The organism is Carnobacterium divergens DSM 20623 (assembly GCF_000744255.1).
In the GTDB taxonomy this organism is placed as follows: domain Bacteria; phylum Bacillota; class Bacilli; order Lactobacillales; family Carnobacteriaceae; genus Carnobacterium; species Carnobacterium divergens.
Window position 1 is genome coordinate 1,497,280 of sequence record NZ_JQLO01000001.1, and the last position, 24,288, is coordinate 1,521,567.

Consider the following 24,288-nt stretch of genomic DNA (forward strand, 5'->3'; position numbering starts at 1 on the left):
GTTTAATTTTCAGTTTTTTTAATCGCCTGAATGACTTCTTGAACCACTTCTGGATAAAGCTGATGTTCTGCTTGATGGATTTTTAATTCCAAACTTGCTAATGTTTCATTTTCTTCTATATTAACTCTTTTTTGAGCTAAAATGGGACCTGTATCCACGCCATTATCAACATAGTGTACCGTCACGCCAGTTTGCTTAACTCCTGCTTCAAAAGCATCTCGAATGCCATGCAATCCTGGAAATTCAGGAAGTAAGGCAGGATGGATATTTAAAATACGATTTGGATAAGCATTTAGTAAAGTTGGACCAATCAAACGCATATATCCTGCTAAAACAAGCAACTCCACTTCTTTTGCTTCCAGTTCTTTTAAAATTTCTCTTTCATATTCAACTTTATTTGCAAATTGTTTCGGTGAAAAAGACCGAACTGGAATTTGTAAGCTTTTTGCTCGCTCTAAAACATACGCATCTGTGCGGTCAGAAAAAACCAACACAATCGCACCTTCAATTTCTCCTTGATTCATGCTTTTCGCAATCGCTTCAAAATTACTTCCGTTTCCAGAAGCAAAAACGGCTATTTTCATCCCTACACCTCTTCTAAAATCAATGCTTCATCCGTTCGTTTCGTAATCCATCCAATAACTGAAGCTGTTTCTCCGGCCTTTTTCAATTGTTCTAAAACGCTTTTAACGTCATCTTTTGAAACAGCAATTACCATTCCTATCCCCATATTGAAGATCTCGTACATCTCATGAGCAGGAATAGTACCGTAAAGTTGCAATGCTTGAAAAATAGGCAATACATCCCAACTTCCCAACTGCACATGGGCAGCTAAATTATTAGGAAGCATCCGTGGAATATTTTCAACAAACCCGCCACCAGTTATATGAGCGATTCCATGAATTTTTCTTTCTTTGATTAATGGAAGCAACGCTTTAACATAAATTTTAGTGGGTGTTAACAAGACGGAACCTAATGGTTCACCTTTTAATTCAGGTAATATCGAGTCATAATCAAACTCATTTTGTTCAAAAAACACCTTACGAACTAATGAATACCCGTTTGAATGAATCCCACTTGAAGCAATACCTATCAAAACGTCCTCTTCTTTAATATCCGCTTTTTTTATCAATTGCTTTTTTTCTGCTACACCAACAGCAAAACCAGCTAGATCATAGTCATCATCGTTGTACATACCAGGCATTTCTGCAGTTTCGCCACCAATCAAAGCAGCTCCTGCTTGAATGCACCCTTCACTTACACCTGCAACTACTTTTTCCAAACGAGCAGGAACATTTTTTCCTGTCGCTATATAATCTAAAAAATAAAGAGGTTCTGCTCCTTGGGCCACAATATCGTTTACACACATTGCCACACAATCAATTCCAATTGTGTCATGTTGATCTTGTTGAATAGCAATCATTAACTTTGTTCCAACCCCATCTGTACCTGAAACCAAAACAGGTTCCTTTACATTTAATTGGGTTAAATCGAAGCAACCACCAAATCCACCAATTACATCCATAACACCTTTGCGTTCTGTTTTTTTCACATGTTTTTGAATGCGTTCAACGGTTTCATATCCAGCCTCAACGTCTACTCCTGCTTTTGAATAAGCATTTGCCATTATCTAATTCCCTCCAAATTCTTTGCTTTTTGATACCATTTTTATTTAAGTACCGGTGCTGTTCCTAATGATTTGAGGTAATCTGCTTCATAATCATATAAATCTGTTGGAAAATCGCCATTAAAGTAGGCCATACATAATCCAGAATAAGGTGCATCAAAATTTAAACCAATCGATTCAATCAATCCTTCTTCACTTAAAAAAGATAAGCTATCTGCAAAGATTAAGTCTTTAATTTCTGAAACGGAATGATTGGCTGCTATCAATTCTTCTCTAGTCTGAATGTCGATTCCATAGAAACAAGGATAGCGTAATGGCGGAGAAGCAATGCGAACATGAACTTCCTTTGCTCCAGCTTCCTTTAAAAGTTGCACAATACGGCGACTTGTCGTTCCACGAACGATTGAATCATCTACCATCACCACTTTTTTACCAGCTACAACACCTCGAACAGCCGACAGCTTCATACGAACTCCCTGTTCTCTTAATTCTTGTGTTGGTTGAATAAAAGTTCTAGCAATATATTGATTTTTAATTAAACCCATTTCATATGGAATGCCACTTTTCTCAGCGTATCCGCTAGCAGCAGATAGGGAAGAATTCGGTACACCAATCACAATATCTGCATCAATTGGCGCTTCTTCTGCCAATCTACGTCCCATATTTTTTCGAGCCGTATGCACATTCACACCGGCAATATCAGAATCTGGTCTCGCAAAATAAATATATTCCATTGAACAAATTGCCATTGTGGTGTCATCTGTGTACGTTTCAATGGTGTACCCTTCGTCATTAATAATGACAATCTCACCAGGCATCACCTGTCTGACAAAGTTTGCTCCAACAACGTCTAGTGCGCAGGTTTCACTTGCTAACACATAGGCTCCGTTTTTCATTTGTCCGATTGAAAGAGGTCTAAACCCGTTTGGATCAAGTGCTCCAATCATCGCATCACTTGTCATTAATATATAAGCAAATCCCCCTTTAACGGTTTTAAGGCTTTCTTTTAATTTATCAATAAATTGGGCTTCCTTACTTCGACGAATCAAGTGCATTAAAACTTCTGTATCCGAATTGGAATGAAAAATTGCACCTGCCTGTTCTAGTTCTAACCGTAAACTTTTGGCATTAATTAAATTGCCGTTATGAGCTAAAGCAATCTCTTCGTCATAAAATTTAAACAAAAAAGGCTGGATATTATTGATCCCTCCACTACCAGCTGTCCCATAGCGAACATGGCCGATTGCTGAATCGCCTTTTAAACGCTCTAGCTCTCTCTCATCTTTAAAGACTTCTGAAATCAAGCCGACGTTTCGATGGCCTTTTAATGCGCCTTGATGATTTGCCACGATGCCAGCACCTTCTTGCCCTCGATGCTGTAAACTGTGTAATCCAAAATAGTTTAAGCGTGCAGCCTCTGGATGACCCCAAACACCAAAAACACCACACTCTTCGTTTAAACTTTTTACTTCAGTAAGCACGGAATCGCCTTCTCCCATAGTTGTCTTAGTTCATTTGTTGCTACTTGATAAGTTCCTTGTTGGGTCTTCATTGTCACGATTGGTTCAGCTGTGACTTCTCCGATTAAAACAGCCTCTTCTCCCATCAGTTTTGAAAAAGCTGCTGCATTTTCTTGCTTAACGGAAAGCACAAATCGTGATTGCGTTTCTGAGAATAGCCACATATCTGGCAAGTCAACCGCCACATCGATTCCTACTTCATTTTCAAACGCACACTCGCTTAACGCAACTGCTAGACCACCCTCACTCGTATCATGAGCACTTTCAACTAAACCTGCTTGAATGGCTGCCAGTACTTTAGCTTGGCGATTTTGCTCGACTGCTAAATCGAAGTCCATTAACTTTCCTTCAATTTTTCCTAATTCCATTTTTTGTAATTCAGAACCATTAAAATCCGCTTTGGTATTTCCAATGACATAAATATAGTCGCCTGCTTGTTTAAAGCCTTGTGTTGTTATGTGCGCTAATTTTTCTACTAAACCAACCATTCCAATCACTGGAGTTGGATAAACGGCTTGGCCATTAAATTCATTATACATGGATACATTTCCTGATATTACAGGAGTATCTAAAACTTCACATGCTTTTGAAATTCCGTCAGCTGACGTCCATAATTCCCAGAAAATCTCTGGTTTATCGGGGTTTCCGTAATTCAAGCAATCTGTAATTGCTAGAGGCTTCCCTCCACTACACACTATATTTCGAGCTGCTTCGGCAACCGCAATTTGTCCACCTACTTCAGGATTTAAATACAAGTAACGTGCATTGCAATCCGTTGTCATTGCAATGGCTTTATCCGTTCCCCGAACGCGTAAAATGGCTGCGTCACTTCCTGGTCCCACCACTGTATTGGTACGAACCATTGAATCATATTTTTCAAAAACAGATTTTTTAGAAGCAATTGTGGGTTGTTGTAGCAGCTTTTTTAGTGTATCGATAAACGAATTAGCTTCTGGTTGATAATCTTCCATCTCCTTAAAAGCTTGGATTCTAGCTGGTTCAGTGTAAGGTTTATAATAAGTTGGAGCATCTTCTGCTAAAGCATCTACAGGTAAATCAGCCACTAGGCTTCCTTTATGATACAGTCGATACATGCCATCGTCTGTCACTTCTCCAATTGTTACAGCATCTAATTCATATTTTTTAAATAGCTCAACTACTTGGTTTTCTTCCCCTTTTTTCACACAAATCAGCATACGCTCTTGTGATTCAGAAAGCATCATTTCATAAGGCGTCATCTGTGTCTCTCTTTGTGGTACGTCATCTAAATTAAGAATCAAGCCACTCCCCGCTTTAGAAGCCATTTCTGCACTTGACGAAACGAGCCCAGCTGCCCCCATATCTTGAATCCCAACTAAAATTTCTTGATAATCGTAAATTAACTCTAAACAGGCTTCTAATAACAGTTTTTCCATAAAAGGATCGCCTACTTGAACGGCAGAACGTTTGGTTTCTTCTTCATCATTGAATTCTTCAGAAGCAAAGGTCGCGCCATGAATGCCATCTCGCCCTGTTTTAGCTCCAACATACATGATAGAATTCCCTATTCCTTTAGCTTGTCCTTTTTGAATGTCTTTATGATCAATCAAACCTACACACATAGCATTCACAAGTGGATTTCCTGCATAGCAATCATCAAAAGCAATTTCGCCACCGACTGTTGGAATTCCAATACAATTTCCATAGCCTGCAATGCCCGCTACAACTTCTTCAAACAAATATTTTGTTCGCTCGTTAGTTAGCTCGCCAAAGCGTAGGGAATCTAAAATAGCAATGGGTCTTGCCCCCATACTGAAAATATCACGAATAATTCCACCAACACCTGTTGCTGCTCCTTCATAAGGCTCCACGGCAGAAGGATGATTGTGACTTTCCGCCTTAAACACAACCGCTTGATTGTCTCCGATATCGACAATTCCAGCACCTTCACCAGGTCCTTGTAAAACCTGTTTTCCTGTAGTTGGAAATTTACGTAAAACTGGTTTTGAATTTTTATAAGAGCAATGTTCACTCCACATCACTGAAAAAAGACCTGTTTCTGTGTAATTAGGCAAACGTTTTAAGATTTCCTCGCTAATCATTGTGTATTCTTCATCCGTTAGGCCCCATTGCTGGTAAATTTTTTGCTCTTTAATTTCTTCTGCTGTCGGCTCTGTGTATTGGATTGTTGTCATTAGTTTGTCACCTTTCTAAAGTTCTTTATCATTGATTTAAAGAAATTTAAGCCATCATCGGAACCTAGTAATTGTTCAACCGCTCTTTCTGGATGAGGCATCATGCCTAGCACATTTCCTTCTTTATTGATAATGCCTGCAATATTCGCAATACTTCCATTTGGATTTTCATTTCCGTAAGTAAACACAATTTGATGATCTTCTTGTAATTCTTTTAATGTCGCTTCATCGCAATAATAATTCCCTTCCCCATGGGCAATTGGAATCTGAATGGTTTCATTCGCTTGGTAACAAGATGTAAACGGTGTTTGATTATTAACTACCAATTCGACTGTTTTACACACAAAATGTAAAGATTCATTACGACGTAACGCACCTGGTAACAAGCCTGCTTCCAATAAAATTTGAAACCCATTGCATGTTCCAAAAACAGGTTTGCCTTCATTTGCAAAACGGATGACTTCACTCATAATCGAAGAAAAGCGTGCAATTGCGCCACACCTTAAATAATCACCATAAGAAAAACCTCCTGGTAATAAAACACCGTCAAATCCTGCTAAACTGGTTTCATCGTGGCGAACATACTCTGCTTCCTCTCCTAAACAATCTGTTATCGCCGTCAGCATATCCACATCACAGTTAGAACCTGGAAAAACAATGACTGCAAATTTCATTTAGTTTTCCTCCTGTATTTCGTAACGATAGCTTTCCATCACAACGTTGCTGAGTAATTTATCACAAATTTCTTCGATGGTTTCTTGAACTGGTCGAGTCGTTTTCTTCACTTTAATTTCAAAATATTTTCCGATTCGAATTTCTTCAATCTCTTGATAGCCTAAACGATGAACGGCCCCTTTTACGGCCTCTCCTTGTGGATCTAAAACCGATTGTTTATAAGTGACATAAACTTTTACAAAATACATATCAGCAACTCCCTTTTTATTAGTTTTTTAGATTGATTCAAGTTTTAACAAACGTTCGAATACTTCTTGATAGACGGGAACTAGATTCCCTAAGTCCCGGCGATAAACGTCTTTATCTAAATGTTCGCCTGTTTTCACATCCCATAAGCGGCAAGTATCAGGAGATATTTCATCAGCTAGTAGAATGTTTCCATCTGCTTGTTTGCCAAATTCTAGTTTAAAATCAATCAATTGGATATCGATTTTCTTAAATACTTTTTGTAAGGCTGTATTTACTTCTAATGTCATTTTTTTAATTTTTTTGATTTCTTCTGCTGTTGTTAGCTCTAATAATTGAATATGTTCCTCATTCATCATCGGATCGTCTAGCTTGTCGTCCTTTAAGTAAAATTCAATGATTGGATTAGCTAAAGGAGTTCCTTCCTTCACGCCAAATCTTTTTGAAAAACTTCCAGCAGAAATATTTCTTAGAACGACCTCTAAAGGAAACATTGTAACTGACTCAATTAATTGTTCGGTTTTTGACAGTTTTTTTATAAAGTGATTGTGAACACCTGCTTCTTTTAACAGGCTAAAAAGAAGACTTGTAATTTGGTTATTCAATTCACCCTTGCCTTGAATCAAATCCTTTTTTTTCCCATTTAATGCTGTTGCTTGGTTTAAATATTCAACCCATATCACATCTGATTCACTTGTCTTATATAATTTTTTTGCTTTCCCTTCATATAAAAGCTCCTGCTTTTCCAAAAAAAGACCTCCAATTAACATTTTCTCACAAATGAACAATCTAAGGAACGAAACTATAAATCGTTCGTCTTAAACACATATTCATTTTAACAATCTACCAATTCGATGTCAACTTAAATAACGAACATTAAAAACTTTTAATATTGGAATCGTTCGCATTGAAGCGTTTTTCTCTTTTATAAACTCCTATTACATTAAATTAGCATGGTTAAACCGATAATCGTTTAGTTCGACATACTAAAAAAAGGCTCTACAAAAAGATTGATTTTGACTTCTAGCATCAACATCATTCTTTTTATTCGCCAATATTTCAACTTTTATAATCCGTATAAAACTGAGCGCATCTCTTGTTTTCTCTTCTATTTCCCTGTATCCTAAATACAAAGAATAATTAAATTTTAAAGGAGTTGCCGATATGTCTTCAAAAATGTTACACACTTGTATCCGTGTTAAAGATTTAGATAAATCTCTTGATTTTTACACAAATGTACTGGGTTTAAAAGAAAGTCGTCGTCTTGATTTTCCAGAGCATCAATTTACACTGGTTTATCTCGCTTTTGATAACAGTGACTATGAGTTGGAGCTAACTTATAATTATGACCAAGAAACGGCTTACGACTTAGGGAATGGCTATGGTCATATTGCTATTGGCGTGGATAATATTAAAGAGCTTCATGAAAAACAAGTGGCAGCTGGTTTGAATGTCACAGATTTCAAAGGATTGCCTGGTTTGGAATTTGGCTATTATTTTATTACAGATCCAGATGGTTATAAAATCGAAGTTATTCCTAATTAAACAAAAAAAGACACTTTTGAATTTTCTTCAAAAGTGTCTTTTTTTGTTTAATCTTCAATTTCAGTTACAACTCCTGCACCGACGGTTCTACCACCTTCGCGAATGGAGAATTTCGTTCCCATTTCAACGGCGATAGGTGCAATTAAGCTTACATCAATTGTTACATTATCGCCAGGCATCACCATTTCAGTTCCTGCTGGAAGTTCAATCACTCCAGTTACATCAGTCGTGTGGAAATAGAATTGTGGGCGGTAATTATTAAAGAATGGGGTATGACGTCCTCCTTCTTCTTTAGACAAGACATATACTTCACCTTTAAATTTTGTATGAGGTGTAATACTACCCGGTTTTGCTAATACTTGACCACGTTCAATTTCTTCACGACCGATACCACGCAATAGAATTCCAACATTGTCGCCTGCTTCTCCAAAATCAAGTGTTTTACGGAACATTTCAATTCCTGTCACGGTTGTTTTCTTCGTTTCAGGGAATAATCCAATTAATTCGACTTCATCGCCAACTTTAACGGTACCGCGATCGATTCTACCACTTGCGACAGTTCCTCGACCTGTAATCGTAAAGACATCTTCAATTGGCATTAAGAATGGTTTTGCATTATCACGATCTGGTGTTGGGATATAGCTGTCAACAGTATCCATCAATTCCATAATTTTTGCTTCTGCTGCTGGATCTCCTTCTAATGCTTTTAAAGCAGAACCACGAATCACAGGGATGTCATCACCTGGGTATTTATATTCTGTTAATAATTCACGAATTTCCATTTCAACTAAATCGGTTAATTCTGGATCATCGACTAAATCTTCTTTATTGATGAAAACAATCAAATCTTCTACTCCAACTTGACGTGAAAGCAAAATATGTTCACGTGTTTGTGGCATAGGACCATCTGTTGCAGATACCACTAAAATTGCGCCATCCATTTGTGCAGCTCCAGTAATCATGTTTTTTACGTAATCTGCGTGTCCTGGTGCATCTATATGAGCATAGTGGCGTTTTTCTGTTTCATACTCTACATGAGCTGTATTAATGGTAATTCCTCTTTCGCGTTCTTCTGGGGCAGCATCAATACTAGCGTAATCTTGAGGATTTGCAAGACCTTTTTTCGCTAAAACTGATGTGATTGCCGCTGTTAATGTTGTTTTCCCGTGATCGACGTGTCCAATTGTTCCAATGTTTACATGTTCTTTTGTTCTTTCATAATGTTGTTTTGCCATAACTTACAAACCTCCTTGGTTAATGTTCTTGATTAAGAGTCTGACTATCACTGACCAACTCTTAAGATAGTTATACACCCATTCAAGAAAAATAGCAAGTATTTTCGCTTATTATTTGTAAGCTTATTTTTTCAGTTCATTTTTAGTCATCTTTAGTTGCGCAACAATCATGATACTGATAATAATCAGTAGATACCAACTTGTTATTTTCCCAAGATGTACGAAGCGCCATTGTTTTAATTGATCTGGATAAGCCCACGCACCAAAAAAACTGGCAATATTTTCTGCTACCCAGATAAAGAAGGCAATGCATAGAAAAGAAAAGCTTAGCGGCATTTTCAGGCGACTTTCACCGACTGTAAAATACACCCATGTAGGATAAAATAAATAAAATACTGCTACAATTAAAAACCAACGCAAATCAACCATAAAATGGTGGGTAAAAAAATTCAGATAAATCAGGCTGCATAATAAAATAACTACTTTAGTATTTGGCCACGTACTCATTTTCAAATCAAAAACCTTCCATGCTTTACAAATATAGCTCCCTATACTTGAATACATAAAACCACTGTACAATGGCACACCACCAATCTTCCAAAAACCAGCACCTGGATAACTCCATGATCCAAATTGAACTTTGTAAATTTCTAATACTAATCCAATAATGTGAAATAACATAATAACCTTTAATTCATCCTTGGTTTCTAATTTAAAATAAAGCAGTGTGATTTGTGTAAAGATACAAATTAGCAACAACAGATCGTATCGAGGAATCATTCCAATTGATATGTATTTCGTTAGTCCAAGTGATATAACAATAATTATCGGAAATAAACAACACTGTATTTGCTGATAAGTAAACTGTAAAATCCCTTTAACAACCTTCATATGCCCACTTCCTTCGCTTCTATTTTCGCGTTTTATTCTAAAGAAAGAACTAAGAGAAAACTAAATTTAGGATAAATTCAAAAAAAATTCACACTTTTTTTACATATTCGTACCAATTTAATCATTATTTCGTCATATTTATTGCTTATACTATCTTTATAATCAAACAACAACCAACTTTTTTATTTTTTCATTCTTTACTCCTCCAAAGTAAAGAACCAACTCCTTTTAGTCATCTGATTTAATTCAGGTGGCTTTTTTTTTAATAAAAAAAACTTCCCTAAAGAAGGGAAGTTTTTAGTTTATTTATTTAAACCAACTCGATCAAAAATTGTATCAACATTCTTTAAATGGTAATGATAGTCAAATGCATCATCTAAATCTTCCATTGATAGAATCGACATAATTTCAGCATCTTCTTCTAATAATGGACGGAATGGTACTTGATTGTCCCATGAAATAGCTGTTTTAGGTTGAACTAAATCATAGGCTCCTTCACGGCTCATTCCTTTGTCAATCAATTTCAACAATACTCGTTGACTGTAAATCAAACCAAATGTTGCATCCATATTGCGTTTCATATTTTCAGGGAAAACTGTCAATTTTTTCACAATATTGCCAAAACGGTTTAACATATAATCTAATAAAATCGTTGCATCAGGTAAAATAATCCGTTCTGCAGATGAATGTGAAATGTCACGTTCATGCCACAACGTTACGTTTTCATAAGCAGTTACCATATGTCCTCGAATCACACGAGCTAAGCCGCTCATATTTTCTGAACCAATTGGGTTACGCTTATGAGGCATTGCTGATGAACCTTTTTGACCTTTTGCAAAAAATTCTTCTACTTCGCGAGTTTCAGATTTTTGCAAACCGCGAATTTCAGTGGCAAATTTTTCGATACTTGTTGCAATTAATGCAATCGAAGACAAGTATTCTGCATGTAAATCACGAGGCAATACTTGAGTTGAGATTTCTTGCGCTCTTATCCCTAATTTATCACATACATATTCCTCAACAAAGGGAGAAATATTCGCAAAGGTTCCAACAGCGCCACTAATTTTCCCAGCTTCAACACCTTTTGCAGCATGTTCAAAGCGTTCAATATTGCGTTTCATTTCGGAATACCATAAAGCTAATTTCAAGCCAAAAGTTGTTGGTTCAGCGTGGACTCCGTGAGTTCTTCCCATCATAACAGTCATTTTATGTTCTTTCGCTTTTTCACCAATAATCGTTAAGAAGTTAGTCAAATCTTGACGAAGAACATCATTCACTTGTTTTAATTGATAACCGTAAGCTGTGTCGACAACGTCTGTACTTGTCAAACCATAATGAACCCATTTACGTTCTTCCCCAAGTGACTCTGAAACTGCACGGGTAAAGGCTACCACATCGTGTCTTGTTTCTTGCTCAATTTCTAAAATTCTCGCTACGTCGAAACGAGCATTTTTACGAATTTTTTCTACATCAGCTTTTGGAATGTCTCCTAGTTCCGCCCATGCCTCGTCTGCTAATATTTCGACTTCTAGCCAAGTATCATAACGGTTTTCATCTGTCCATAATTTACCCATTTCCGGTCTTGTATAACGTTCTATCATTGTTTAATTCGCTCCTATTCCCAAATTCCAGTATCTTCGATGGTTTCTAATGTTCGTTCAATGTCTTTTGTTAAAATCGTGATATGTCCCATTTTACGGCCTAGTTTTGCAATTCCTTTTCCGTAATAGTGGAAATGCCAATCTGGTTTTAATAAAATTTGAAATAACGATTCTTCAATTTGTTCTCCTAATACATTCACCATTACTGCTGGTGAAAGCAATTCAACTTGGGGCAATGGCCATCCACAAATTGCGCGAATGTGTGCATCAAATTGTGAAAATGTACAAGCTTCAATTGAATAATGTCCCGAATTGTGTGGACGAGGCGCTAGTTCGTTAACATAGAGTGTTCCCGTTGAAGTTAAAAATAACTCAATGCCTAAGACCCCCACTAGTTCTAACTTTTCTGCAATCACAATCGCGACGCGTTTAACTTCTTCTGCAACGTCTAAAGGAATTCTTGCTGGAGCAATCGTTTCATGTAAAATATTTTTACGATGCAAGTTTTCTACAACTGGAAATACGGTAATTTCTTCTGCTTCGTTTCGCGCCACCATAACGGAACACTCACGTTCAAAAGGAATCCATGCTTCTAGCACACAAATGCCTGTTTGTAGTAAAAATTCACATTTTGGAATGTCTTCTTCGCTATATAAAACGACTTGTCCCTTGCCATCATATCCGCCACGAATGGTTTTTAAAACACAAGGAAATCCAATACTATCAATAGCTAAACGAATATCTTCTAAATCAATAATTGTCGCATAAGGTGCAATATTGATATTATTTTCTTCTAGATACGCTTTTTCTAATAAACGATCTTGTGTAATAGATAATAAATCGCTACCTTGTGGAACTTTCACAATAGATTCAATTTTGCTTAATGCGTCTACGTCAACATTTTCAAATTCATAGGTAATAACATCACACTTTAAAGCTAACTCCATTAATGCTTCTGCATCGTTATATTTTGCTATAATTTGCCAGTCTGCTACTTGAGCGGTTGGACAGTTGGCTTCTGGATCTAAGACTCCTACTCGATAACCCATTTCTTTAGCTGATAAGGTCATCATACGCCCAAGTTGTCCTCCACCAATGATTCCGATTGTTTTTCCTGGAACGATCAGATTAGACAAGTTCATCACTACTTTCCATTGCTTTTTCTTTTATTTCTTTTCTTCTCTTATTTAGTTTATCAGTAATTGCCTCATCTGTCATTGACAACATTTGTAAAGCTAATAATCCAGCGTTTGTGGCTCCTGGTTTTCCAATCGCAACCGTTGCTACTGGAACACCGGCTGGCATTTGTACAATTGAAAGAAGGGAGTCCATTCCTTTTAAACTTTTTGATTCAATTGGGACTCCGATTACAGGTAAAGTTGTTTTTGCCGCCACCATTCCTGGTAGATGAGCCGCACCTCCTGCACCAGCAATAATTACTTTAATCCCCTTAGAACGAGCCGTTTTTGCAAATTCAAACATATAGTCGGGTGTTCGATGAGCGGAAACCACTTTCTTTTCATACGGAACCTTAAATTCATCTAAAATTTTGCACGCGTATTGCATTGTTTCCCAGTCGGAAGTACTTCCCATGATAACAGCGACTTCATTGATCAACTTATTTCCCCCTCATCCAATCTCTTCTCTTTGATTTTAACAAGGCCATGTAAAGGAGTCAATTATTATCGAATATTATATCTAATTTTTAATAAATCGTTCGCTTTTAAGCTTATTTTATGTTTTGATAATATTTTGCTAACTCGTTTATTCTATTTTCAACTATTTTTTTTAATGCTGGAGGCCTAATAGCCAAAATAGTCTCTCCATATCGTAATAAATAATTAGCAATAAAAGGCTCTTCATGCTGTTGGTAGCTTCCCTTAATTATAATTTTATCGGTTTCAATCAGCTTCATAGATGGGTAATTTTCTTTGTAAAATAGATCCTTAGCTTGTTCTTTTATCTCGACTTCAAAATCTGTTCCTAATTTCGTCTGTTGGTGAATAGATAACTGTAATAAGTCTTCTGAAAGAAACGATGGAGGGCTATTTTCTACATCAAAACTAGTTATTTTATCACCTCTAAAAACAATCATGCGCTTTGTTTTCAAATTAATTCCACTGACATACCATTGTCCAAATTTAGCCGATATTTTAAAGAATTGGACAGAATAAACTTGTTCCACTTCTCCTTTTAAATAACTAACAGTACACTCATTTCCAGTTAAAATACTTTCTAAAATTTGATCTAAAAAAGAACTCACATTAGGATGAGGGTATGATTCAAAATTTAGAACCTTCTTCATTTTATGAAGATGTTGCCATTGATCTTTCGATAAACATTTTTCAAAGTTTTCATTCAATTTTTTTACACTTAAATGAAATGGTGAGGATTGATACGCTTCTAATGTAAGCATCGCAAAATAAAGAGCATAAATTTCATCAATCGTAAATAAAATTGGCGATAAGAGTCTATTTTGCAAAATACCATATTTCCCATAGCGCCCATACTCAGTATAAATGGGCATTCCCAACTCTTCCAAAGAACGCACATCACGAAGTGCAGTACTTTTGGAAATAGTATAACGCTCCATTAGTTCTTTCAAGTTGAAGAAAGAGCGATCATTCAAGTATCGAATCATATCATTTAACCGTTCTGATTTTTTCATTCTTCTGCTCCTTTAAAAGGTGTCATGTTTTGACCTCTTTATCTACTATACTGAAATCAAGATAATCAATCAACTGAATGAAGCGATTATCAATAAAATAAAAAGGAGTTTTTTAGAATGAATCAAACGTTAGAAATCGGTATTTTTCTTTCAATGAATGGCAAAGCACAAGAGGCAATCACTTTTTACAAAAAACACTTACATGCCAAGGAACAATTTAAAATTACGTATGAGGAAATGGCGGAGCGTGACTCTTCTCTCCTAGTAACCGAAGAAAATAAACAGTTTATTTCTCACTCTGTTTTAACAATTGGCAAAACCAAAGTCATGATTGCTGAAGAAAGCATGAACTTGGAACGCCCTTTTCAAATTGGAAACAATCTTTCTTTATGTATTCAAAGTGCTGATTTGCAACAAATCCAACAATTTTATACTAATTTAGTAAGTGAACCACAAGTAAAGGTGATTGTTCCTTTGTCTAGCAATGCATTTAGTGAGGCTTATGGCGTTATTCAAGATCCTTTTGGGGTTCTTATCCAGCTAAACCATGATGAGCGTTTATAAGCCCTGCTGAACCATCTTTTTTCAACTAAAAAAGTCAGACATTGTTCCATGTCTGACTTCCTTATATAATCATTAATCTTGCATCGCTTTTCTTCTTTTTCGGACTTTTTTTGTCCAAAATCCACCGCTGATGTATTTAGGCTCATAAGAAATGACAAATGCTTTTGGTTCTAATTTATGAATTTCTTTATAGAGAAGTCTTTCGGTTTTACGAGGACTTAATATTTCTAAAATCATCCGCTCACCTTCACGTCCATAGGCATAATTCATCGTTACCCCGTAACCCAAATCTCTTAATTCTTCTGGAACATTGCTTTCCACATCTGGAATAATTACTGTGACCATAATATAACCCAAAGCTAGGTATTCCTCAATTTTAATGCCCACTGCAATTCCGACACCATAACCGATTGCATATGCTGCCAAATTCCAAGGGTTATCCAGACGACTTAAGACCATACTTAGTCCTACAACATAGATGGTAATCTCAAAAACACTAACGATTGGCGCTATTAAACGATACCCTTTCATCGTTAGCATAAACCGAATTGTATTTAGTGTGATATAACAAAAGTTAATCACAAAAATCATGCCAATCATTTTTAAATCAATTCCCATTTTAAAACCTTCTTTCCTTACAACCTCCATGATAAAGAAAAGAAACAAAAAAAACAATGAAAAGAAATCATTCTCTTCACTGTTTTCATTTTTATTTTCCAGTTTCAGCAAATTCACTGCCAACTACTCGACTGGTTTGCTTCAAACTTTTTGGGTTTAAAATTAAATTCAATACAATTGACGTGATACTTGCGACCACAATACCGTTACCAGTAAATAATTGTACCGTTGCAGGAAATTGCTTAAAGATATCAGGAACAACTGTGACCCCAAGTCCCAATCCAATTGACACAGCAACAATTAACAGATTTGCATCTACCATAAAATCAACTTTCACTAACATACGAATGCCTTGAATTGCAACCATACCAAACATAACCAACATGGCTCCACCAAGAACTGGTTCAGGAATAATAGTTGCAATCGCGCCAATCTTAGGTAATAATCCTAATAAAATCAAAAATCCAGCTGAAAAATAAATTGGTTTACGATTTTTAATACCAGACAATTGAACTAGCCCTACATTTTGAGAAAATCCGGTATAGGGGAATGTATTAAAAATTCCACCTAATAAAACAGCTAAACCTTCAGCTCGATAGCCGCGTTTCAAGTCATCTTCGCTAATATCTTTTTCAGTAATTTCACCAAGTGCAAAATAAACACCTGTTGATTCTACCATGCTCACCAGCGAAATAAGAATCATCGTCACGATAGAAGACCATTCAAATGTTGGGGTGCCAAAGTAAAATGGTGTTGGCATATGAAACCAAGAGGCATGTAAAACAGGAGATAGACTTACTAGCCCCATCATTGCAGCTACAATCGTTCCTACCAGTAAACCAATTAAAACGGCGATTGATCGCATAAATCCAACTCCATAAACTTGTATACCCAAAATAACAGCTACTGTTAAAAAGGATAGAATTAAAAATTGACTGTCTCCAAAATTTGGAGCTGTTTTTAATCCGCCACCCATTTTTTCAATCGCAACAGGAATCAAGGTTAAACCAATTACAGTAATTACCGTTCCGGTTACAACCGGTGGAAAAAATCGTTTTATTTTTGAAAAAATACCAGAAATTAACAAAATAAAAATTCCTGCAACAATGATTGAGCCATACATTGCGCTAATTCCTTGGTTAGAACCAATCAAGATTAGTGGGGATACTGCTTGAATTGCACAACCCAATACAACCGGCAGTCCAATTCCAAAAAATTTATTAACTGTTAATTGTAGAAGCGTCGCGACACCACACATAAAAATATCAATGGAAACTAAATACGTCATTTGCGTTTCATTAAAACCTAACGCTCCACCTATTAAAAGAGGTACAATAACCGCTCCAGCATACATAGCTAAAACATGTTGTAATCCTAAAGCTGCTGCTTTTCCATTAGATAACACGATTACGCTTCCTCCTCTTTCACAAAGGTTACTTTGCCATCCACAAATGCTTCAATTCGAGCAAGTGATGCAATATCAACACCACTTTCTTCAACAATTTGACGACCCTTTTGGAAAGACTTTTCAATGACGATTCCCATACCGCTTACCTTCGCACCTGCTTGTTTACAAATATCAATCAAGCCAATTGCAGCTTGTCCATTTGCTAGAAAATCATCAATCAATAACACATTATCAGAAGCATCTAAAAAGTTTTTTGACACTGCAATTTCGTTTGTAACGTTTTTTGTAAAAGAATAAACACTCGCACTGTATAAATTATCTGTTAATGTTAAACTTTTATGTTTTCTTGCAAAAATAACAGGAACTTCCATTTTAAGTCCTGCAAATACTGCTGGAGCGATACCAGAAGACTCGATAGTAATTATTTTGTTGATTCCTCGGCCTTTAAAAATACGTGCAAATTCATTGCCAATTTCTTGCATCAATACTGGATCAATTTGATGATTTAAAAAATTGTCTACTTTCAATACATCTTCCCCAAGGACAACGCCATCTGTTAAAATACGGTCTTCTAATAATTTCATGTTTGATAAACTCCTTTTTTTGTTAAATCGCCTAAATTTAGTGCTTAAATTAAAAAAAATAAAAACTGTGTCTTTCCTTTGCTTTTTTTTACCAAAGCAAAGAAAAAACACAGTCAAACTGTTCATTCATTTCTTTACTTATAGTCCAGTAATTTACGGTTCTGGGTAGATACTCGCCAACCTTATTTTGGCTATTATATAAGTTTTTATTGAAGGATGTTCCTCAAAAGACCAACAATCCAATTTTATTTTAATGATTTAAACCAGTAAATATAGGATTTCTATTTCTATTAAATTAACACACAAACCCTAAAAGAGCAACACTAATTTGATGAAAACCAGCTGAAAACGTTCTCTTTGGAGAATGATTAAAAACAAGACATTAAAAAAATGTCTTGTTTTAATATTCGCCTTTATCAAAGATACTTCGTCCCTTCTCGAACAGCTAGTGAACTTAAATTAGGAGTTTCTAAAATAAACTTTCTTACCCAAGCTGGGTTGCTTTTACTATAATCTCTAAGTGACCAGCCGATTGCTTTTTGAATAAAAAATTCATTCGTATCTATCTCTTGAACAATTGCTGCTTGCAGATAATTTGTTTGTGTTTTTTCCTTGTATCCTAGCTGCAAATTGATTGCCACTCGTCTATTCCAAAAATTTTCACTTGTTGTAAAATGCTGAAATACTAAATCAAATTTTTCAGGATTTACTAAACACCATCTTGAAATAACTGCTCTTAATGAATCGACAGAATCCCACCATGCCTTTTCCGTCACTAAGTAAAATAATGGAGCAAACTCTTCATAGCTGAGTCGCTTAATGTTTTGTTGCAATAAATCGATTGCAATATACTGGTATTCACGACTTTCTAGCGCATAGTAGCGTTTAACTTCTGATAAAACTTCTTGAATTGGCCAAGTTTTACTTTCTTTTAACATCTCTTTAGATTGGATTTTTCTAAGAGGTGCACTTATCCCTGCAAATGGGAACTGATTTTTCATGTATTTCGCCATCGCTTCTTGCTTGGCTGAATTTTGAGTCAATACAACTTTTATCATGCTTGCTCTCCTTTTGAATAGGGAAAAGCAGCTACCTTAGAAAAGATAACTGCTTTTGTTATTTTTTAATACATACCTTCAAGAACAGGACGCATTCTTGAAATAACATCTCGACTCGTTCCGCCTTCTAACATCGCTACTAATAAATAATTGTTATTGTCAGCGTCAAAGGCTAGTAAGAACGCATTTTCGTCTCCTTTAGTGTCTTGCTTTTCTTTTAATTCAGCGGTTCCGGTTTTAGCGGCAATTTGATGCCCTGGAATAGCTAACGTATGAGCTGTTCCTTGTGGGGAATTTACTGTCTCAATTAACGCATCTTTTACAATTGTTGCTGATTTATCCGTAATCGCTTGTTTTGATTCAGCTGTTTTTTGATCGGATAGTAATTTTGGATACCTAATTTGACCGTTGTCTGCAAAAGGCGTGTAAGATACTGCTTGTTGGATTGGGCTCATTAGCAATTGACCTTGTCCGTATGCTGTATCTGCCAATAAGATATCGCTATTAAGGCCTTTTTTATTGGCTACTTGTGCTGGATCCATCGCAATTGGCAAGTCTAACGTTTCACCAAAAATAAATTTGTTTAACCCTTTTTCAAAGGTTTCTTTTCCCATTGCTAAACCTTCTTGGGCAAAATAAATATTATCAGAATAAACAAGGGCTTGTGTCATGTTAACAGTTGGCACGTCGCTTACTCGTGTGACAAAATAATCTCCCCAAGAGGAATCTTTTTGCCATTTTAGGCCACTAATATCATGGGTTTTATCTGGTGTAGTGATTCCTGCATCTAACCCAATTCCTGCAGTAATTGTTTTGAACGTCGAACCTGGCGCATAATTGCTAGCGTATCTAGCTAAGAATGGTAAATTTTTGTCATTTGCATATTGGTCGTATTCTGCTGACGAAATGCCACTTGTCATTAAATTTGCGTCATAAGATGGACTACTTACTAAAGCCATCAATGAACCATCCGTTGGATTCATCATTACTGCTGAGCCTTTTTGACCTTGAATTTGATCGTAGGCTTGCTTTTGAATCTTGCTATCGATTGTCAAGGTGATTGTTTTCCCTTCGACTTTATCCACTTCTTGAAGAACTGCTTTTAAATTTTGGTCTTTATCGTTGATAACGATGCGTCCACCATTTTTACCACGTAATTCTTTATCTTTAGCTGCTTCCAAGCCAGATTTCCCAATAATATCTCCAGCATTTAAGGATTTATTTTTTTCAATGTCTTCTGCTGAAACTTCTCCGACATAACCAATTAAATGGGCAGCTGCTTCGTTAAGAGGATAATTTCTCATTTCTCTTAATGTATATTGGACACCTGGAATAACCGGCGTATCTCCTGCTTTCATCACTTTAATTGGAACTAATAGCTCAGGTTTTACCCAGCTTGCACCTAATTTTTTTTCAATCGTTTCAACTGGTACACTAAGCTTTTCACTAATAGTCTTAATTGCTTCGGTTTTCGCATCGCCTTCGCCTAAATCATTTGGGACGATACCCGCTTCTGGGATTTTTTTAAGATTGGCTAAAGGCTCTCCATTTTTATCGAGAATTTCTCCACGAGTAGCGGTTGTTGTGGTCACACTGATTTTATCCGTTGCTTCCATTTTAGAAAAAATCAAATGGGCATCCCAGTCTACTAAATAATCATCTCCAGCTTTGGTTAACTTCGCTTCATGTTTTTCTGGTTTCAATTCACCTAAACTGGTAGTAACATTCATTGTGTAGCTCATTTTATATTCTTTATTTTTTGTAACAGGTTCAACTTTTAACTCTTTGATTTCAATATTGCTAGCTCCAATACCATCAAAAATAGTTGTGTATTTATCCATCAAACTTTCTTTTGTATAATCCACTGCTTTTAAAGATTGAGGAGATACTAGTTGGCTGACTTTTTTAAAATTTTGTTTTTTTAAAGCGGTTGTAAATTCTTTAGCGGCATCATTAGCTGCATTTTCATCTTTGTGACTATTGCTCCAAAAATAATAACTTGTTCCTCCAATAATAGCAACTACCAAAACAACTGCACCAATAATCAATCCTAGTTTAGTTGGCTTTTTTTCTTGACTACGAGACTCTCCCAAAACCATCAACTTCCTTTCAATTTAAAGCACTCTCTATTTTATTATATGCCAACAAAATAGGGAATGATAGTAAAAAATTTGTTAAGAAATAAAAAAATCAGAGTAGAATTTGTACTTCTTCCTCTAATTTTTCATATTTTTAATTTAATTTAACTGCTGTACCGCTACAAGTTACCATCAACATTCCATTATCAGCACCTAATACTTCGTAATCCATCTTCACTCCAATAACAGCATCGGCTCCCATTGTTTTAGCTCGTTCTTCCATTTCTTTCAACGCTTCAGTACGAGCATTTAGTAACTCGTTCTCATATCCTTGTGAGCGTCCACCAAAAATATTGCGAAGGCCTGCTCCCATATCTTTTAGCATATTGATACCTGAAATCACCTCACCAAATACGATGCCTTCATAGCTTTTGATTGTTTTATTTTCTACTGAATTAGTTGTTGTAATAATCATCTTCTCTTCCTCCTTTTGATTTATTCTTGAAACTGGGCTTCCTCTTTATCACGATAGTTTTCCATTTTTTTACTAAATAAAACACCATTTGATGGTGGCGTATAGGTGATAGCATTTGCACCGGCTTCAATTGTTTCAATAATAGATTCTTCGGTAGGTCCACCAGTGGCGATTATGGCAATATCGGGGAAATCTTTGCGTATTTTTTTCACCATTTTTGCTGTATGCGCACCACCACTGACATTTAAAATACTGATTCCAGCATTCATTTTTTCTTGAATATCTGTAAATTCTGAAACGATGGTTCCAATAATTGGAATATCGATATTATCACTGATCTCTTTAATCGTACTTGTAGGTGTTGGCGCGTTCACTACGACGCCTAATGAGCCTTGTGCTTCAGCAAATAAACTGATATTCGCTGATCGTTTCCCATGAGTAAGTCCACCACCTACTCCTGAAAAAACAGGAATATTGGCTGCTAAGGTAATGCTTTGAATAATCGCTGGGTGAGGTGTAAAAGGATAAACAGCTATCACTGCATCTGCATCATTGTTGCAAATAATCGCTATATCTGTTGTAAAAATAATAGATCGAATCAGTTTTCCAAAAATACGAATCCCACTTGCCTGACTAATAGACTTCGGAACAGTAATAATATCTTTTCGTAAATCCGTTGTAATTGTCGGAATCGTTTGTTCTTGTTTACCTTTCATTGTATCACTCCTTCGTAGCTCTATTTTACTTGTTTTACAAAAAAGAAGCTATTGAAAAACCATAAAAAAATAAATTTTTATGGTCCTTTTTGGTCATACTGATCAAGTTTGTATTGTTGAATCAATTCAATTAATTTAGCTGGGTAGTCTGGGTCTGTTGCATAACCCGATGCTTGTAAAGCATGTGCAGCCTCTTGATAATTTTTAGCAGCTCTAACAGTCGCATATTGATCTGCATTCCAAGTTGTTCCATTAACAAAGAGTTTTGCGTGATCTTCCATTGACTCTTTCCAGTCTTCATACTTTCTGAAGCGTGCGTTGATTTCAATCCATTGGCCATTTTCAAATTCTTTCGTGGTCATCAAAACGGTATTGCTTGCATCGGTTCCTTTGATACCATAAAAATTATTATTCAAGGTTGACAATTCACTTGTGCCCCAATCTGACTCTAATATTGCCTGGGAAATACTGATACTTGGCAATACTTGATATTGTTGGTAGAGAACTTGTGCATGACTAGCGATTTTTTGAATAAACTGTTCTTCTTGACTAATTTCAACTGTTGCTTCTTCTTTTGGTGAAACTTTAGAAAGAAGAGAAAGGGTGCCGAAAAAAATAAGCGACACAATAAATAAACTGGCTACAATATAACTAGGGAAAATCGTGCGTTTCTTTCCAAAAAATACAAATTTACTTTTCTTTTTTACCAACAAGCTTCTCTCCTTTCTATTTAATCTCATTAGAATGTGTTATTTTCCCGCTTCTTGAAGTTTGGTAATATACTCTTCTAACGATAAATCATGATCTATAATGTAGGCAGCATTTTCTTTTCCAACATATCTAAAATGCCATGACTCATAACTAATTTTAGTAAGATCTTCTTTGTGTTTAGGAAATCTTAAAATAAAGCCATAATCTTTCATTGTTTGAACAAGCCATTTTTGAGAGGCAGTTTGATCATATTCAGGAATTAATCCTTTACCTGTTGCCAACCATTCATCGTCAACAATATCAATCGCTAAAGCTGTTTGATGTTCACTTGATCCAGGAAAAGCGACATATTTTTTTGTTTCAGCAACAGCATCATCATAACTCATCCCTTGGCTTTGGTTGTCTGAAATGGATTGGTTGTATACTTGTTTTTGTAAATCATATGAACGATAGCTAGAAACTAATACCATATTAAAGCCAGCTTCTTTGGCTGCGTTCATCCAAGCATTGTAATCTGTTTCCATTCGTTCATCAATTTGTAGGCCATTTGGCAAAACCTTCAATGGTGTTTCAATGGCTTCCATTGGGTGGTCATTGTTGACTAAAATTAAATTCCAATTATTTGAAGATACGTTAGGTAAAGGATCTTCTTGTTTCTTTGTTTTTGTTGCTGTGTCTTTGGCTATTTCTTTTGAATGGGAAGTGTCCTTATTAGATTCCGCAGTTGTTCCAGAAAATTGACATCCACTTAGAATTGTTAAACTTAATAACACGATTGATACTTTTTTGTACATAACTTAAAACTCCAATTCTTTTATTCAAATTTTATGTGCCAGTCATTTATGTAAGTTGTTCATAAATAATCAGAGCAATAAACAGTCTGAGATATTTTTCGAATAATTATTTTAATAGAAGCGATTCTTAAAGTAGACTCATTTACTAAATGCAACTGTTTTTAAAATTAATAGATAACTTAAAATTTGTCAAAAAAACAAGACTATTTTTAAGATAAATCTATTGTTATCGTTATTTAAAAACTACTATCAAAAATAAAAATGGACAAAAATAAGCTTCTTGCTAATAAAATAATTTTTACTATTAAACATCTAGAGCTATCATACCATTAAAAAGTTAATTTTTTAATAAGCAATTTACTTCCTTTCATTATTTAAATAAAAAAAGGAATTTGCTTTTATTCACAAATTCCTTTTATAATCGTTATTCAATTATTTTAAACTCTTCTTCAATATTTTCATTAAACCATTCTAGTAGATCTTGTTTTTCTGTTTCAATCTGCTGTTGGATTACACCTGGTAAACGCAACTCAATTCGATCTTTATAGCTCCAAAAGTCATAATTCATTTCAATGCTTAGTGTTGTTACGGCTGGTTTTAATTGAGACGATTGATTTGTCTTTTGATCTGACTGTTTGAATTTAAGCGTTGCTACTCCAGTATCTACCCATTTTTTTGCAACATGAAATTTGATTGATTGAAATTCAGTGACTGGATTGGCTTCGACTTCTGGTAAAATTGTCGCATTTCGGCATACTTTTTGAACAAGCATCCATTCGTATTCCGTAAACAATCGAGCGATTTTCTGCATATTTTCACTTTTCAGTCCTTGCTCGCCTTTTTTCCAGCGATCCCAACTTTGAGGGGTGATTCCTAATTGATCTTTATAAAATGCCTTTTCACTTACATATTTTTCCTTAATAGCCATTAAAACAATTCTAACAAGTGCTTGATTCATCATTGGTTCCTCCTTAGAATAAAAAGTTAAATGATTGCTACAACTACCTTTATTTTACACTTAATAAGTGAATTTACAACTATTACGATATCTGAACATCAAAAAAAGTTCCTTATTAATATTTTAATAAGGAACTTTTAAA

The 24,288-nt window shown here is 35.6% G+C and carries 25 protein-coding genes and 1 riboswitch; of the genes, 2 read left to right on the forward strand and 23 right to left on the reverse strand.

All coding sequences use genetic code 11. The features are described from left to right. Positions 1-2: 2 nt before the first annotated feature. Genes purN through purC form a run of 7 tightly spaced genes read right to left on the reverse strand, consistent with a single transcriptional unit; the run spans position 3 to position 6,991 of the window. The gene (gene purN / locus BR52_RS07290) at positions 3-584 is read right to left on the reverse strand and encodes a phosphoribosylglycinamide formyltransferase (protein ID WP_034570897.1); all 582 of its coding nucleotides are present in this window, start codon (positions 582-584) and stop codon (positions 3-5) included. Positions 585-586: 2 nt separating this feature from the next. Then, positions 587-1,627, reverse strand: coding sequence for a phosphoribosylformylglycinamidine cyclo-ligase (gene purM, locus BR52_RS07295; RefSeq protein WP_034570900.1), 1,041 nt, complete (start codon positions 1,625-1,627; stop codon positions 587-589). Positions 1,628-1,668: 41 nt separating this feature from the next. Further along, complete coding sequence (gene purF / locus BR52_RS07300; RefSeq protein WP_115588663.1) at positions 1,669-3,108, reverse strand: amidophosphoribosyltransferase; 1,440 nt, start codon at positions 3,106-3,108, stop codon at positions 1,669-1,671. After that, positions 3,093-5,321, reverse strand: coding sequence for a phosphoribosylformylglycinamidine synthase subunit PurL (purL, locus tag BR52_RS07305; RefSeq protein WP_034570905.1), 2,229 nt, complete (start codon positions 5,319-5,321; stop codon positions 3,093-3,095). Before purL ends, purF begins: the two co-directional genes overlap by 16 nt. Beyond that, complete coding sequence (purQ, locus tag BR52_RS07310) at positions 5,321-5,995, reverse strand: phosphoribosylformylglycinamidine synthase subunit PurQ (RefSeq protein WP_034570908.1); 675 nt, start codon at positions 5,993-5,995, stop codon at positions 5,321-5,323. The genes purL and purQ overlap by 1 nt, the downstream gene beginning before the upstream one ends. Further along, positions 5,996-6,244: a phosphoribosylformylglycinamidine synthase subunit PurS gene (gene purS, locus BR52_RS07315; RefSeq protein ID WP_034570911.1), complete on the reverse strand. Its 249-nt coding sequence runs from the start codon at positions 6,242-6,244 to the stop codon at positions 5,996-5,998. 27 nt (positions 6,245-6,271) lie between these two features. After that, positions 6,272-6,991 (reverse strand): phosphoribosylaminoimidazolesuccinocarboxamide synthase, encoded by a 720-nt coding sequence (gene purC, locus BR52_RS07320; protein WP_034570913.1) that lies wholly within the window; start codon positions 6,989-6,991, stop codon positions 6,272-6,274. Between the two features lie 415 nt (positions 6,992-7,406). Here purC and gloA point away from each other — a divergent pair, with 415 nt between their 5' ends. Further along, on the forward strand, positions 7,407-7,787 hold the full coding sequence (gloA, locus tag BR52_RS07325) for a lactoylglutathione lyase (RefSeq protein WP_034570916.1): 381 nt from the start codon (positions 7,407-7,409) through the stop codon (positions 7,785-7,787). A gap of 47 nt (positions 7,788-7,834) precedes the next feature. On the opposite strand, the gene tuf is transcribed toward gloA, so the two are convergent. From tuf to BR52_RS07355, 6 genes are all read right to left on the reverse strand, one after another. Continuing rightward, positions 7,835-9,022 carry an elongation factor Tu gene (gene tuf / locus BR52_RS07330; protein ID WP_034570918.1) on the reverse strand — a complete coding sequence of 396 codons (1,188 nt, stop codon included), beginning with the start codon at positions 9,020-9,022 and terminating at the stop codon, positions 7,835-7,837. A 123-nt stretch (positions 9,023-9,145) separates the two neighbouring features. Continuing rightward, positions 9,146-9,913 (reverse strand): DUF817 domain-containing protein, encoded by a 768-nt coding sequence (locus tag BR52_RS07335; RefSeq protein WP_034570921.1) that lies wholly within the window; start codon positions 9,911-9,913, stop codon positions 9,146-9,148. A gap of 302 nt (positions 9,914-10,215) precedes the next feature. Continuing rightward, positions 10,216-11,514 carry an adenylosuccinate lyase gene (gene purB / locus BR52_RS07340; RefSeq protein WP_034570924.1) on the reverse strand — a complete coding sequence of 433 codons (1,299 nt, stop codon included), beginning with the start codon at positions 11,512-11,514 and terminating at the stop codon, positions 10,216-10,218. A 14-nt stretch (positions 11,515-11,528) separates the two neighbouring features. Further along, positions 11,529-12,656, reverse strand: a complete 1,128-nt coding sequence (gene purK, locus BR52_RS07345; RefSeq protein ID WP_174222329.1) for a 5-(carboxyamino)imidazole ribonucleotide synthase — start codon at positions 12,654-12,656, stop codon at positions 11,529-11,531. Further along, positions 12,643-13,131: a 5-(carboxyamino)imidazole ribonucleotide mutase gene (gene purE / locus BR52_RS07350; protein WP_201785263.1), complete on the reverse strand. Its 489-nt coding sequence runs from the start codon at positions 13,129-13,131 to the stop codon at positions 12,643-12,645. Before purE ends, purK begins: the two co-directional genes overlap by 14 nt. 112 nt (positions 13,132-13,243) lie before the next feature. Continuing rightward, positions 13,244-14,182: a helix-turn-helix transcriptional regulator gene (locus BR52_RS07355; RefSeq protein ID WP_034570930.1), complete on the reverse strand. Its 939-nt coding sequence runs from the start codon at positions 14,180-14,182 to the stop codon at positions 13,244-13,246. 117 nt (positions 14,183-14,299) lie between these two features. Between BR52_RS07355 and BR52_RS07360 the strand changes: the two genes are divergently transcribed. After that, entirely contained in the window at positions 14,300-14,746 is a 447-nt protein-coding gene (locus BR52_RS07360) for a VOC family protein (RefSeq protein WP_034570933.1), read from the forward strand. Positions 14,747-14,818: 72 nt separating this feature from the next. Here the strand turns inward: BR52_RS07360 and BR52_RS07365 are convergent, their stop codons facing one another. The 10 genes from BR52_RS07365 to BR52_RS07410 form a co-directional block, all read right to left on the reverse strand. Beyond that, complete coding sequence (locus tag BR52_RS07365; RefSeq protein WP_034570936.1) at positions 14,819-15,364, reverse strand: DUF2179 domain-containing protein; 546 nt, start codon at positions 15,362-15,364, stop codon at positions 14,819-14,821. A gap of 91 nt (positions 15,365-15,455) precedes the next feature. After that, positions 15,456-16,718 (reverse strand): nucleobase:cation symporter-2 family protein, encoded by a 1,263-nt coding sequence (locus BR52_RS07370; protein ID WP_236707175.1) that lies wholly within the window; start codon positions 16,716-16,718, stop codon positions 15,456-15,458. A 53-nt stretch (positions 16,719-16,771) separates the two neighbouring features. Then, a complete protein-coding gene (locus BR52_RS07375) occupies positions 16,772-17,356 on the reverse strand; it encodes a xanthine phosphoribosyltransferase (protein ID WP_034570942.1) in 585 nt (194 codons plus the stop codon). A 121-nt stretch (positions 17,357-17,477) separates the two neighbouring features. Further along, a riboswitch (purine riboswitch) is annotated at positions 17,478-17,578 on the reverse strand. 194 nt (positions 17,579-17,772) lie between these two features. Beyond that, positions 17,773-18,414 carry a DNA alkylation repair protein gene (locus BR52_RS07380; RefSeq protein ID WP_034570945.1) on the reverse strand — a complete coding sequence of 214 codons (642 nt, stop codon included), beginning with the start codon at positions 18,412-18,414 and terminating at the stop codon, positions 17,773-17,775. Between the two features lie 65 nt (positions 18,415-18,479). After that, positions 18,480-20,507, reverse strand: a complete 2,028-nt coding sequence (pbp4, locus tag BR52_RS07385) for a penicillin-binding protein PBP4(5) (protein WP_236707169.1) — start codon at positions 20,505-20,507, stop codon at positions 18,480-18,482. 139 nt (positions 20,508-20,646) lie between these two features. Continuing rightward, on the reverse strand, positions 20,647-20,967 hold the full coding sequence (locus BR52_RS07390; RefSeq protein ID WP_034570949.1) for a putative heavy metal-binding protein: 321 nt from the start codon (positions 20,965-20,967) through the stop codon (positions 20,647-20,649). A gap of 20 nt (positions 20,968-20,987) precedes the next feature. Next, the gene (locus BR52_RS07395; protein WP_034570951.1) at positions 20,988-21,683 is read right to left on the reverse strand and encodes a beta/alpha barrel domain-containing protein; all 696 of its coding nucleotides are present in this window, start codon (positions 21,681-21,683) and stop codon (positions 20,988-20,990) included. Between the two features lie 77 nt (positions 21,684-21,760). Further along, positions 21,761-22,393 carry a glycoside hydrolase family 73 protein gene (locus tag BR52_RS07400; RefSeq protein ID WP_366945600.1) on the reverse strand — a complete coding sequence of 211 codons (633 nt, stop codon included), beginning with the start codon at positions 22,391-22,393 and terminating at the stop codon, positions 21,761-21,763. Between the two features lie 39 nt (positions 22,394-22,432). Next, a complete protein-coding gene (locus BR52_RS07405) occupies positions 22,433-23,188 on the reverse strand; it encodes a M15 family metallopeptidase (protein WP_034570955.1) in 756 nt (251 codons plus the stop codon). 424 nt (positions 23,189-23,612) lie between these two features. Continuing rightward, entirely contained in the window at positions 23,613-24,146 is a 534-nt protein-coding gene (locus tag BR52_RS07410) for a hypothetical protein (RefSeq protein ID WP_034570957.1), read from the reverse strand. Positions 24,147-24,288: the final 142 nt, after the last annotated feature.